This window comes from Bacteroides sp. AR29 (assembly GCF_900217715.1).
GTDB lineage: Bacteria > Bacteroidota > Bacteroidia > Bacteroidales > Bacteroidaceae > Bacteroides > Bacteroides uniformis.
This window is the reverse complement of record NZ_OBMS01000008.1, coordinates 64,293-77,613: the sequence shown is the minus strand read 5'-3', so window position 1 is coordinate 77,613 and position 13,321 is coordinate 64,293. Positions and strand designations below refer to the sequence as shown.

At 46.6% G+C, this 13,321-nt stretch carries 14 protein-coding genes; 13 read left to right on the top strand and 1 reads right to left on the bottom strand.

The window, feature by feature from the left end; genetic code table 11:
- Nucleotides 1-3: 3 nt before the first annotated feature.
- The 13 genes from CSD97_RS07165 to folE all read left to right on the top strand — a co-directional run bounded on the left by CSD97_RS07165 (nt 4) and on the right by folE (nt 11,144).
- Entirely contained in the window at nt 4-717 is a 714-nt protein-coding gene (locus CSD97_RS07165; protein ID WP_005833357.1) for a pyridoxine 5'-phosphate synthase, read from the top strand.
- On the top strand, nt 717-1,433 hold the full coding sequence (locus CSD97_RS07160) for a MotA/TolQ/ExbB proton channel family protein (RefSeq protein WP_005833356.1): 717 nt from the start codon (nt 717-719) through the stop codon (nt 1,431-1,433). The genes CSD97_RS07165 and CSD97_RS07160 overlap by 1 nt, the downstream gene beginning before the upstream one ends.
- Nucleotides 1,434-1,467: 34 nt before the next feature.
- Nucleotides 1,468-1,878 carry a biopolymer transporter ExbD gene (locus tag CSD97_RS07155; protein ID WP_005833355.1) on the top strand — a complete coding sequence of 137 codons (411 nt, stop codon included), beginning with the start codon at nt 1,468-1,470 and terminating at the stop codon, nt 1,876-1,878.
- A gap of 34 nt (nt 1,879-1,912) precedes the next feature.
- Complete coding sequence (locus CSD97_RS07150) at nt 1,913-2,731, top strand: TonB family protein (RefSeq protein ID WP_005829957.1); 819 nt, start codon at nt 1,913-1,915, stop codon at nt 2,729-2,731.
- 14 nt (nt 2,732-2,745) lie between these two features.
- The gene (locus tag CSD97_RS07145; RefSeq protein ID WP_005829959.1) at nt 2,746-3,300 is read left to right on the top strand and encodes a DJ-1 family glyoxalase III; all 555 of its coding nucleotides are present in this window, start codon (nt 2,746-2,748) and stop codon (nt 3,298-3,300) included.
- A gap of 34 nt (nt 3,301-3,334) precedes the next feature.
- Entirely contained in the window at nt 3,335-4,009 is a 675-nt protein-coding gene (locus CSD97_RS07140; protein ID WP_005833354.1) for a 2-C-methyl-D-erythritol 4-phosphate cytidylyltransferase, read from the top strand.
- A complete protein-coding gene (recG, locus tag CSD97_RS07135) occupies nt 3,997-6,093 on the top strand; it encodes an ATP-dependent DNA helicase RecG (RefSeq protein ID WP_098032163.1) in 2,097 nt (698 codons plus the stop codon). The genes CSD97_RS07140 and recG overlap by 13 nt, the downstream gene beginning before the upstream one ends.
- Before the next feature lie 269 nt (nt 6,094-6,362).
- The gene (locus CSD97_RS07130; RefSeq protein ID WP_005837478.1) at nt 6,363-7,232 is read left to right on the top strand and encodes a M23 family metallopeptidase; all 870 of its coding nucleotides are present in this window, start codon (nt 6,363-6,365) and stop codon (nt 7,230-7,232) included.
- Between the two features lie 109 nt (nt 7,233-7,341).
- Nucleotides 7,342-7,884 (top strand): DUF1599 domain-containing protein, encoded by a 543-nt coding sequence (locus CSD97_RS07125; RefSeq protein ID WP_005829969.1) that lies wholly within the window; start codon nt 7,342-7,344, stop codon nt 7,882-7,884.
- Nucleotides 7,874-9,166 carry a BT_3928 family protein gene (locus CSD97_RS07120; RefSeq protein ID WP_005829971.1) on the top strand — a complete coding sequence of 431 codons (1,293 nt, stop codon included), beginning with the start codon at nt 7,874-7,876 and terminating at the stop codon, nt 9,164-9,166. Before CSD97_RS07125 ends, CSD97_RS07120 begins: the two co-directional genes overlap by 11 nt.
- A 65-nt stretch (nt 9,167-9,231) precedes the next feature.
- Nucleotides 9,232-9,987, top strand: a complete 756-nt coding sequence (tpiA, locus tag CSD97_RS07115) for a triose-phosphate isomerase (protein WP_005829974.1) — start codon at nt 9,232-9,234, stop codon at nt 9,985-9,987.
- A gap of 101 nt (nt 9,988-10,088) precedes the next feature.
- The gene (locus tag CSD97_RS07110) at nt 10,089-10,547 is read left to right on the top strand and encodes an SPOR domain-containing protein (RefSeq protein WP_005829980.1); all 459 of its coding nucleotides are present in this window, start codon (nt 10,089-10,091) and stop codon (nt 10,545-10,547) included.
- Between the two features lie 9 nt (nt 10,548-10,556).
- Entirely contained in the window at nt 10,557-11,144 is a 588-nt protein-coding gene (gene folE, locus CSD97_RS07105; RefSeq protein ID WP_098032162.1) for a GTP cyclohydrolase I FolE, read from the top strand.
- A 22-nt stretch (nt 11,145-11,166) separates the two neighbouring features.
- On the opposite strand, the gene dnaG is transcribed toward folE, so the two are convergent.
- A complete protein-coding gene (gene dnaG / locus CSD97_RS07100; RefSeq protein WP_098032161.1) occupies nt 11,167-13,269 on the bottom strand; it encodes a DNA primase in 2,103 nt (700 codons plus the stop codon).
- Between the last annotated feature and the right edge of the window lie 52 nt (nt 13,270-13,321).

The window sequence follows — 13,321 nt, the reverse complement described above, 5'->3', positions numbered from 1 at the left end:
ATTATGACTAGATTAAGCGTTAATATAAATAAGGTGGCAACGCTGCGCAATGCCCGTGGAGGTGATGTCCCGAATGTTGTGAAGGTAGCGCTGGATTGTGAAGACTTTGGTGCTGATGGCATTACGGTGCATCCCCGTCCTGACGAGAGGCATATCCGCCGTAAGGATGTATATGATTTGCGGCCGTTGCTGCGGACAGAGTTCAATATCGAGGGTTATCCTACACCCGAATTTATGGATTTGGTCTTGAAGGTGAAACCGCATCAGGTAACTTTGGTGCCCGACAGCCCTACACAGCTGACTTCAAACGCAGGCTGGGATACCAAGACCCATTTTGACTTCTTGAACGAAGTGTTGGATGAGTTCAACAATGCTGGTATCCGTACTTCCGTATTTGTTTCCACCGATGCCGAAATGATAGAATATGCTGCCAAAGCCGGTGCCGACCGCGTGGAGCTATATACGGAACCTTATGCTACGGCTTATCCCAAAGGACGGGAAGCGGCTGTAGCTCCTTTTGTCGAGGCTGCCAAGGTGGCCCGCAGCTTAGGTCTGGGGCTGAATGCCGGACATGATCTGAGTCTGGTGAATCTGAATTATTTTTATCAAAACATTCCGTGGCTGGACGAGGTATCCATCGGGCATGCGCTGATTAGTGACGCGTTGTATCTGGGATTGGAGCGTACGGTCAAGGAATATAAAAACTGTCTTCGCTGATGAATGTAATGTTGTTATTGGCCCAAGTGGCTCCGGCACTGACTGACTCTATTGCAGGTGCCAATCCGGTACTGACACAAGTAAACGCTTCCGACGAAATGAATTTATGGAGCATGGCCATCAAAGGTGGCTGGATTATGATTGTCTTGGGTTTGATGTCCGTACTTTGTTTCTACATCTTGTTTGAACGTAATTATGTTATCCGGAAGGCGGGGAAAGAAGACCCTCAGTTCATGGATAAAATAAAGGATTATATTTTGGGTGGGGAATTGAAAGCTGCCATTGCTTATTGTCGCAGTGTGGATACTCCCTCGGCCCGTATGATTGAAAAGGGTATCAGCCGTTTGGGACGCCCGGTGAACGATGTGCAGGCTGCCATCGAGAATGTGGGTAATATTGAGGTTGCCAAACTGGAGAAGGGAATGACGATTATGGCCACGATTTCCGGTGGCGCTCCTATGCTAGGCTTCCTTGGCACGGTGACGGGTATGGTACGTGCATTTTGGCAAATGGCAAATGCCGGAAATAATATTGATATAACGTTGCTTTCCGGTGGTATTTATGAGGCGATGATTACTACGGTGGGCGGTTTGATAGTCGGTATCATAGCTATGTTTGCCTACAATTACCTGGTGACATTGATAGATGGCGTGGTCAACAAGATGGAAGCCAAGACAATGGCATTCATGGATTTGTTGAACGAACCGGCGAAATGATTAATTAAAGAATTAAGAATTAAAACTTAAAGGCGTGTTAAAACGTAGAGCTAAAATATCACCCAATTTCAGTATGGCGTCCATGACGGACCTGATTTTCCTGCTGCTGATTTTCTTTATGATAACATCTACCATGGTATCGCCCAATGCTATCAAGGTACTGCTGCCGCAGGGAAAGCAACAGACTTCTGCAAAGCCTTTGACAAGAGTCATCATAGATAAGAATCTGAATTATTATGCTGCTTTTGGCAATGACAAGGAACTGTCTCTGACGCTTGAAGAATTGACTCCTTTCCTACAATCGTGTGCGGAGAGGGAGCCTGAAATGTATATAGCTTTGTATGCTGACGAAACAGTGCCTTACCGGGAAATCGTGAAGGTGCTGAACATTGCAAACGAGAATAAATTCAAGATGGTGCTGGCTACACGACCACCGGAAAACTAAATCGTACATTGTACATGGCTAAATTGTAAATGCAATGGTGAATCGGAAGAAGAAAGGAAAATATATAGGTATGGCAGGTGCACTTGTGGTGCATGTTGCCATTATTGCCCTTCTGATACTGGTAGGATTCACACCGCCGGAACCCTCGGAAGAAGGCGGTGTACCCGTTATGCTGGGAGAGGTGCCCGATGCACTGGGCGCTGCCGACCCTTCTTTAGTAAAGGTGGATGTCATGCCGGAGGAAACCGCTCCTCAGGTGCAGGAAACGGTGGAGCAGGACATCATTACGCAGGAAACTGAAGAAACCGTTGCCATAAAGCCCAAAGCCGAACCCAAGAAAAAGGAGGAGGTGAAGAAACCGGAAAAGACGGAAGCCGAAAAAGCGGAAGAGGCCCGCAAACTGGCAGCGGCAAAAGCCGAACGGGAACGTAAGGAAGCCGAGGAAGCTGCCCGTAAACGGGTAGCTGGCGCTTTTGGCAAAGGTGCCCAAATGGGTAGTAAAGGCGATACGGAAGGCGAAGGTATTCAAGGAAGTCCTACGGGAAATGCTCCGTCCGGAGCCACTTCGGGTACGGGAGGCTACGGCTCGTTTAATTTGGGCGGACGTTCTCTTGGTGAGGGCGGATTGCCGCGGCCGGTATATAATGTGCAGGATGAAGGTAGGGTTGTGGTGACCATCACAGTGAACCCTGCCGGACATGTGATAGCAACCAGCATCAACCGCCAGACCAATACCGTCAATCCCGCATTGCGGAAAGCGGCGGAGGATGCTGCCAAGAAAGCCCGTTTCAATGCGGTAAGCGGCTTGAACAATCAGACGGGAACAATAACGTATTATTTTAATCTAAAATAAGAGGAGGAACAATTATGGGTACAGTTTATGTTTTTTTTGCCGACGGATTTGAAGAAATAGAAGCTTTTACTTCTGTGGATGTGATGAGACGCGCCGGACTGAACGTAGAAATGGTGACGGTAACCCCTGATGAAATAGTGACGGGAGCACACGATGTTCCGGTCTTGTGCGATAAGAATGTAGTGAACTGCGACTTCTTTGATGCAGAGCTTGTATTATTGCCTGGCGGTATGCCGGGTGCGTCCACTTTGGAGAAGTGTGGAGAACTGCGTAATCTGGTACTGCGTTTTGCCCAAGAGCAGAAACCGATTGCTGCTATTTGTGCGGCTCCTATGGTATTGGGTAAGCTGGGATTGCTGAAAGGCAAGAAGGCTACTTGCTATCCCGGCTTTGAACAGTATTTGGAAGGTGCCGAATGTACGGGTGCTCCGGTAGAAAGAGATGGCAATATCATCACTGGTAAAGGACCGGGCGCTGCCATGGAGTTTGCATTGGCCGTAGTGGAGCTGTTGCAAGGCAAAGAGAAGGTGCAGGAACTGAAAGAAGCTATGTGCGTAACGGATTTATGATTTTAAATCATAAATCATAAATCATAAATCATAAATGGTTCAGTATGCTCTGATTGTTGCCGGTGGTAAGGGATTGCGCATGGGGACCGAACTCCCCAAACAGTTTCTCCCGATAGGGGGGAAACCTGTTTTGATGCGCACTCTGGAGGCGTTTTATGACTACAATGCTGAGATACGGATAATATTGGTACTTCCCCACAGCCAGCAGGATTACTGGAGGCAGCTGTGCAGGGAGTACCGTTTTTCATTGCCGCATGCCATTGCAGATGGGGGGGAGACGCGGTTCCACTCCGTAAAGAACGGTTTGGCTTTGGTCAAGACACCTGCTTTGGTCGGTGTGCACGATGGGGTGCGTCCGTTCGTGGCCCGGGAAGTGATTGCACGCTGTTATGACTTGGCGGCCGAGAAAAAGGCCGTAATTCCGGTAATCGGTGTGGTGGAGACCGTTCGCCGTATGGAAGGGGAAAGCAGTGTGACTGTCGGCAGGGATGATTATAGATTGGTGCAGACTCCCCAGGTTTTTGATGCGGAACTGCTGAAAGCGGCATACGAGCAGCCCTATACACCCCATTTTACCGATGATGCTTCTGTGGTGGAGGCATTGGGTGTATCTGTCTTTTTGACGCCGGGAAACCGGGAAAACATTAAAATAACCACTCCTTTTGATTTAAAAATAGCCACAGCTCTGATAGGTTCATGTTCGATTTAGCCACGCGTGACATAAAATATTTGTCGGGCGTCGGGCCGCAGCGTGCTTCGGTGCTCAATAAGGAATTGGGCATTTACTCCTTGCACGATTTGCTATATTACTTTCCATATAAATATGTAGACCGCAGTCGGATTTATTATATTCAGGAGATCGATGGGACGATGCCCTATATTCAGCTGAAAGGTGAAATACTAAGTTTTGAGACGGCTGGAGAAGGGCGCCAGCGCAGGTTGATTGCTCATTTCTCGGACGGTACGGGGGTGGTGGACCTGGTTTGGTTCCAGGGCATCAAATATTTGGTAGGGAAGTATAAAGTGCATCAGGAATATATTGTGTTCGGAAAACCGACCTTCTTCAATGGTAGAATCAATATGGCTCATCCGGATATAGACTCTGCTTCGGATTTGAAATTGTCGTCCATGGGGTTACAACCTTATTATAATACGACTGAAAAGATGAAACGGAGTTCTCTCAATTCGCATGCCATCGAGAAGATGATGAATACGGTGGTGCAGCAGTTGCGTGAGCCGTTGCCCGAGACCCTTTCTCCCGCTATACTTGCCGAGCATCATCTGATGCCGTTGACGGAAGCTTTGGTCAATATACACTTTCCCGCTAATCCGGATTTATTGCGTAAGGCACAGTATCGCCTGAAGTTTGAGGAGCTCTTTTACGTACAGTTGAATATCCTGAGGTATGCAAAAGACCGTCAGCGGAAATATCGCGGTTATATTTTTGAAAGGGTGGGCGAAGTGTTTAATACTTTCTACTCCCGTAATCTTCCTTTTGAACTGACCAATGCACAGAAGCGGGTATTGAAGGAAATCCGTAAGGATGTAGGCTCAGGAAAGCAGATGAACCGCTTGCTGCAAGGGGATGTGGGAAGTGGAAAGACGCTTGTCGCACTGATGAGTATGTTGATGGCGCTCGATAATGGTTTTCAGGCATGCATGATGGCACCTACCGAGATTTTGGCAAACCAGCACTATGAAACCATCCGTGAGCTGCTGTATGGAATGGAGGTACGTGTGGAACTGTTGACCAGTTCTGTTAAGGGCAAGCGGCGCGAAGCTATCCTTGCCGGTTTGTTGACGGGAGACATACATATACTGATAGGTACCCATGCCGTCATTGAAGATACGGTGAATTTTGCTTCGCTCGGTTTGGTTGTGATTGACGAGCAGCATCGTTTCGGTGTGGCCCAACGGGCACGGTTGTGGACAAAGAATGTACAACCTCCCCATGTATTGGTGATGACGGCAACCCCGATTCCCCGTACATTGGCAATGACGCTTTATGGCGATTTGGATGTGTCTGTCATCGATGAATTGCCTCCCGGACGTAAACCGATTGTCACTCTTCATCAGTTTGATAGCCGTCGGATAAGCTTGTATCAGTCCATGCACAAGCAGATTGCCGAAGGCCGGCAGGTCTATATTGTCTACCCGCTGATTAAGGAAAGCGAAAAGATTGACTTAAAGAACCTTGAAGAAGGGTATCTGCATGTTTGTGAAGAGTTTCCCGAGTGTAGGGTTTGCAAGGTACATGGAAAGATGAAACCTGCTGAAAAGGATGCTCAGATGCAATTGTTCGTATCCGGCGAGGCACAGATAATGGTGGCTACCACCGTGATTGAGGTAGGTGTAAATGTGCCCAATGCTTCGGTGATGGTGATTGAGAACGCCGAGCGTTTCGGGCTGTCCCAGCTTCATCAGCTTCGGGGACGTGTAGGACGTGGAGCTGACCAGTCCTATTGTATTCTGGTTACCGGCTACAAGTTGGCGGAGGATACAAGGAAGCGTTTGGAGATAATGGTGCGGACTAATGACGGCTTTGAAATAGCGGAAGCAGACTTGAAACTACGTGGTCCTGGAGATTTGGAAGGGACACAGCAGAGCGGCATTGCTTTCGATCTGAAGATTGCCGATATAGCCCGTGACGGACAACTGCTGCAATATGTCCGTGAAGTAGCGCAAACGGTGGTGGATGCAGATCCACATGGCATGTTGCCTGAGAACGAGGTCTTGTGGCGACAACTGAAAGCGTTGAGAAAAACGAACGTTAATTGGGCTGCCATTAGCTGAAAAAACGGTTAAACATGCACTTTTATTGCATTTTATGTTGTAAAACATGTTTGCTTGTAAATCTCCTATCTATAGGGGATTAAGACATCTTTGCGAGCTTTACAGTTTCCTCCTCTTCGAAAAAATAGTTAATGACTGATGTCGTTTTTCAGAGAGAAATGTTACCTTTGGGAGAATTTTTGAAAATCAATCTGGATATTCGCATAGAACAGGTGGTGTTTGATTTGCCGAGATGCTTGCAACGGATATCAAAATGAATGACGAAACGGATGAATTTTAATTGGATAAAAACTGCTTTATTGGCTGCGACGGCAATGGTTAGCTTGAATTCTTTCTCGCAAGACCTGATTGCCCGCCAGGCCCCCATCGACAGAAAACTTAAGAGTGTTGATTCACTGGCTTTGCAAAAACAGATACGTGCAGAACAATCATTGTATCCGGGTTTGGATTTGTATCCCAACTGGAACAACGAATTCGTACAAGCCTATGGCAATGCGATTGTGCCTGAGAGCTATACATTTGATTTGACCGGTTTCTGTATGCCTACTCCCAATACCCGTATCACGGATGTATTCGGTTACCGTCCCCGGAGAAGAAGAGCTCATTATGGTTTGGATATCAAGGTGTATGTAGGCGATACAATCCGTGCGGCTTTTGATGGAAAAGTGCGCGTTGTCAAGAATCAAGGTCGTCGTGGATACGGCAAATACGTCGTTATTCGTCACGACAATGGCTTGGAAACCGTTTACGGACACTTGTCTAAACAATTGGTTGATACAAACCAGTTGGTAAAAGCCGGCGAGCCAATTGCATTGGGAGGAAATACCGGACGTTCTACCGGTTCACACCTTCACTTTGAAACCCGTTTCTTGGGTATTCCCATCAATCCTGCGCTTATGTTTGATTTTGAAAAGCAGGATATCGTAGCTGATTCCTATACTTTCCATAAGACAAAAGGCTCTTCCGGTACGGCGCGTAGCATGGCATCGGGTGAAGGTCTGTTCTATAAGGTAAAGAAGGGAGACACATTGGGACGGATTGCAGCACGTCAGGGAACCTCCATCGACAAGCTTTGCAAACTGAACAGAATTACGCGTAAAACAATCCTGAGACCGGGACAAGTATTGCGCTGCTCATAAAAACGTAAACAATCTCTATAGAAGAGGGTACTTTAATAGATTTTAGAGTGCCCTCTTTTTCTTTTTCTTTAATTATTCCTATCTTTGCAGCGCACTGTGAAAAAAGGAAATGAAAGATACCAAGCAACAATTTGAACATGTCATTGCGGTTTGCCGTGACTTGTTCTCTAAGAAACTTCATGATTACGGTCCGGCGTGGCGCATTCTTCGTCCGTCTTCCGTAACAGATCAGATATTCATCAAAGCCAACCGTATCAGAAGTATTGAAACGAAAGGGGTGACTTTGGTAGACGAAGGCATCCGTTCTGAATTCATAGCTATTGTCAACTATGGAATTGTAGGATTGATACAGTTGGAGCTTGGTTATGCCGAAGCTGCCGATATGACCAATGAAGAGGCGTTGGTGCTGTATGATAAATATGCCAAAACCTCTTTGGAGTTGATGCTTGCCAAAAATCATGATTATGATGAGGCTTGGCGTAGTATGCGTATCAGTTCGTATACGGATTTGATATTGATGAAGATTTACCGGACAAAACAGATTGAAAGCTTGTCCGGGGAGACTTTGGTTTCGGAAGGTATTGATGCCAATTATATGGATATGATTAACTATTCCGTATTCGGCTTAATTAAGATTGAATTTGGAGATTGACAAGAAACATATTGTCGGGAAAGTTTGGGTGAACCTCTGCCGTTTTCTGCTGGGGGCTTTGTTCATATTTTCCGGATTTGTGAAAGCTGTTGATCCGTTGGGTTTCTTCTATAAAATTCAAGATTACCTGACGGCTTTCGGCATGATTTCCTGGTTTCCTTCTTATGCGCCCTTGCTGGTAGGGATAGCGTTGTCTGCCATAGAGTTCAGTGTAGGTGTTTTCTTGTTTTTGGGTATACGCCGGAAGGTGGCATCTGTATTGGCATTATTGCTGATGGTTGTAATGACTCCGCTAACACTTTATCTGGCTTTGGCGAATCCGGTATCCGACTGCGGATGCTTCGGTGATGCGTGGATATTGACCAATTGGCAGACTTTCGGCAAGAACGTAGTATTGTTGGTGGCGGCAGTATCTGTATTCAAGTGGCAGGATTTACTGGTGCGTTTCATTACTCCGAAGATGGAGTGGATGATTTCCATGTATACGTTTCTATTTGTGTTTGCGTTGTCCTTCTATTGCCTGGAGAATTTGCCGATACTTGATTTCCGACCTTACAGAATTGGAGCGAATATCAAGGCGGGCATGGAAATTCCGGAAGGTGCTAAACCAAGCGTGTTTGAAAGCCGGTTCATTTTGGAAAAAGGAGGAAAGCGTCAGGAATTTACATTGGACAACTATCCGGACAGTACATGGACGTTTGTAGAATCGCGTACGATACTGAAGGAAAAAGGTTATGAACCTCCCATTCATGATTTTTCCATGATGAGTCTGGATACATGGGAAGATATAACGGACAGCGTACTGTCGGATAAAGGATATACGTTTCTGCTGGTTGCCCATCGGATAGAAGGAGCGGACGACAGTAACATCGACCTTATCAATGAAATATACGATTACAGTGTGGAGCATGGTTATGGCTTTTATGCCTTGACTTCATCTCCGGAAGACGAGATAGAATTGTGGCGTGACAAGACTGGAGCGGAATACCCTTTCTGCCAGACAGATGATATTACGCTGAAGACCATTATCCGTTCAAATCCCGGTTTGCTGTTGGTAAAGGACGGAACAATTTTGAATAAGTGGAGTGACAACCGGCTGCCTGATGAATATGTGCTGACCGATAGCCTGGACAAGTTGGAATTGGGCAAGCAGAAGCAGGAAAGTGACTTACAAACAATAGGCTATGTGTTGCTGTGGTTCATCCTTCCTCTGATGATGGTGCTTTGTGTCGATATTTTAGTCGTAAGGCGCCGGGAGAAACAACGCCTCAGACAACAATAGTATCAAATAGTAAATAGTAAATTGTCAAATAGTAAATACATTAACCCTTTTAATAATAAAACAAAATGAGAAAAAACATTGTTGCAGGAAACTGGAAAATGAACAAAACCCTCCAAGAGGGTATTGCTCTTGCAAAAGAACTGAATGAAACATTGGCTAACGAAAAGCCTAACTGTGATGTAATCATCTGTACTCCGTTTATCCACCTGGCATCTGTTACTCCTTTGGTAGACGCTGCCAAGATTGGTGTAGGTGCAGAAAACTGTGCAGACAAGGAGTCAGGCGCATATACCGGCGAAGTATCAGCTGCTATGGTTGCTTCTACTGGTGCAAAATATGTCATTCTGGGTCACTCTGAACGTCGTGCTTACTATGGTGAAACAGTTGCTATTCTGGAAGAAAAAGTAAAATTGGCTTTGGCTAACGGTCTGACTCCGATTTTCTGTATCGGTGAGGTATTGGAAGAACGTGAAGCAAACAAGCAGAATGAAGTGGTAGCCGCTCAGCTGGCTTCTGTATTCTCTTTGTCTGCCGAAGATTTCTCTAAGATTATTTTGGCTTACGAGCCGGTTTGGGCTATCGGTACCGGTAAGACTGCTACTGCAGAACAAGCACAGGAAATCCACGCTTTCATCCGTTCCTTGATTGCTGAAAAGTATGGTAAGGAAATTGCTGACAACTGCTCTATCCTTTATGGTGGCAGCTGTAAGCCTTCTAATGCAAAGGAACTGTTTGCCAACCCGGATGTTGACGGCGGTCTGATTGGTGGTGCTGCCTTGAAGGTTTCTGACTTCAAGGGTATCATCGATGCCTTTAATTAAATAGTTGAAAGCTGAAAGTTGAAAATGGATTGCATGTCGTATCTGCATAACTGTTTTCCATTTTCAGCTTTCCATTTTCCGTTATATAAAGATATTGACTCATGAAAAAGCTTGGTTTACTTTTAGTTGCATGTTTCGCTTTTGCAACGATTTCTGTAGCGCAGAATAATATTGTGAAAAGCCTGGAACGTAATGTGCCGGGACAAGGCAAGGTGACTATCCATCAAGATGCACGCATTGCGGCATTGATAGGTTCGGAGTATGTTCCTGCCGGTTCGGATGAGCAGAAAGTGATTAAAAGTTCGGGTTACCGCATACAAGTTTATGCAGGGAATAATACCCGTCAGGCCAAGAACGAAGCTTATGCGGTAGCTACCCGCATCAAGGAACATTTTCCCGAACTTACAGTTTATACCTCTTTCAATCCCCCCCGTTGGCTGTGCCGTGCAGGAGATTTCCGCAGTATCGAAGAAGCGGATGCCATGATGCGTCAGTTGCGGGCTACTGGTGTATTCAAGGAAGTTTCTATCGTGAAAGAGCAGATAAACATCCCCTTATAAAGAATTATCATGTTAGGAAAAGAAGAAATTGTATCTCCTTCATTAGATGAATTGAAGGAACATTATCACCGCATCCTTACTCTGTTGGGTGAAGATGCCGAACGTGAAGGTTTGCAGAAGACACCTGAACGGGTGGCGAAGGCCATGTTGTCGTTGACGAAAGGGTATTATATGGACCCGCACGAGGTACTCCGTTCAGCCAAGTTTCAAGAAGAATACAGTCAGATGGTGATTGTGAAAGACATTGATTTCTTCTCGCTTTGCGAACATCACATGCTTCCCTTCTACGGAAAGGCACATGTGGCATATATTCCTAACGGCTACATTACCGGACTGAGCAAGATAGCCCGCGTAGTGGATATTTTCTCTCACCGCCTGCAAGTGCAGGAACGTATGACTCTCCAAATAAAAGAGTGTATTCAGGAGACGCTGAATCCGCTGGGGGTTATGGTTGTTGTGGAAGCCAAACACATGTGCATGCAGATGCGCGGAGTAGAGAAACAGAACTCCATTACCACTACATCCGATTTTACCGGAGCATTCAACCAAGCGAAGACTCGCGAGGAATTTATGAATTTAATCAGGCATAATTCTTGACGGAGAACTCCCCGAATTGAATTTAAAAATTCAGGATGACTCTGTCTCCCAGCCGCTTTGCCATGATGCTTTTTACTTTGTTCAATTCGTTGTAGCGCTCCATGATGCTGTTACACTGGGTTTCATCATTGGCTATGGCAGGGTTCTGTAACGCAAATAGGGTATGCTTCAATTCTTCGCAGACGATGGCATATTTGAAGTTTATCATTAACCGTGGAATTAGCTCATAGAGGCGTTCTTCGTCCGTCACCATTTGTTCTATCTGTGATTTCCTTAACTGATAGCGGTTGCTGATAAGCTCCACGCTCAGCTTGCTGATGACGGGGTCGGGATGCGCCACAAAATACCGTTCGGCGGTAAAACCCTCATTGTGGATACGTTCGGCAGCCTCTGTCAGGATTTGCCGGTGAAGCGGATTGTGGAAGGCAAGTTCGTCTTCTTTTAAATCATTGACTATATATTCAGTTACAGTGATAGGGGTTTCCTGCCCCTCTTCATTGGTGACATTGCACATCACCCGCTCACCATAGAGCACTACCATCTTCAGAATAAGTCGTTCGTATTTATAGAACTCCTGGCCCTCCTTGCCCTCCTGTGGGATGAAGGATACATATTCTTCCTCGGGTGGAAAAGGTGGAGGTGTTTCGGAAGGGAGACCGGCAGGCAGTGATTCGGACGGATAGCCAGCTTGTTGTGCGTCGGGGCTGGTAGCTGTAGCTGCAGTATGACTGCCATTGACACCTGCTTCTGCATTGGCTCTTGCGGCATTGGCCGACCGACGCTCGCGTTCTGCTCGCTCAGCTTGTTGCTCGGCTTGCTTTTCGCGACGCTTGGCAACCTCAGAAACCAGCAGTTTATCTTCTACGTGCAATAATTGGGCGCACTCCTTGATATAGACATCACGCACAATGGCTTCGGGAATGATGGAAATGCTCTGCACAAGGTTTCCGATAAGCTCGGCACGCTTGATGGGGTCTTTTCCTGCATCTTCCAGCAACAGATTGGTTTTGAAGCGGATAAAGTCCGTTTCATTCTCTTGTATGAAGGCCTGGAACTCCGTCGCATTGTGTTTGCGTGCAAAGGAGTCCGGGTCGTCACCGTCGGGCAGGAGGCAGACTTTGACGTTCATGCCTTCTTCCAGCAACATATCAATACCTCGGATAGAGGCCTTTATACCGGCAGCGTCACCGTCGTAGAGCACTGTCATATTGTTGGTGAAACGATGAATCATCCGGATTTGTCCGGGTGTCAATGCCGTGCCCGAAGAGGCAACCACATTCTCTATGCCCGATTGGTGCATGGAAATGACATCCGTATAACCTTCGACCAGAAAGCAACGGTCTTGTTTCACAATGGCTTGTTTGGCAAAATATATGCCATACAGTTCATTGCTTTTATGATAAATTTCCGATTCAGGCGAGTTGACGTACTTCACCTTGACGCCTTTGGTGGCGCCGGCAAGCACACGTCCCCCGAAAGCCACCACCTTGCCGGAGAGAGTGTGTACCGGAAAGATGACCCGCCCCCAGAAGCGGTCGCGCAGTCGGTGGTCGTCCGTCTCGTAGCAGAGGCCGGTCTTGACAAGATAATCCTTTTTATAGCCTTTTTTCAAAGCTTCCTGGGCAAGGGCATCGTGGCTCTCGGTACAATAGCCCAACTGGAACTTCTCGATGATGTCATCCCGGAAGCCGCGGCTGCGGAAATAGGCCATGCCGATACTCTGTCCGTCTACGTGGTTCTTTAGGATATTCTGGAAGTAGTCACGGGCAAAGTTGTTCACAATGAAGAGGCTTTCCCGTTCGCTCTGTGCTATCTTCTCCTCGCTGGATAGTTCGCGTTCTTTGATTTCAATGCCGTATTTTTTTGCGAGATATTTCAGCGCCTCAGGATAAGACATCTGTTCGTGCTCCATGATGAAATGCACTGCATTTCCTCCTTTTCCGCAGGCAAAGCACTTGCAGAGCCCTTTGGCGGGGGATACATAGAAAGAAGGGGTTTTGTCATCGTGGAAGGGACACAGTCCTACATAATTCACGCCGCGTTTGCGTAGGGTAACGAAGTCCGATACGACATCGTATATTTGTGCGGCATCGAGAATTCTGTCTATAGTGGGTTGGTCTATCATGAAAGCGGTTCTATTAACAGTGCAAAGATAAAAAAAATCCCTCGTTGAGGAC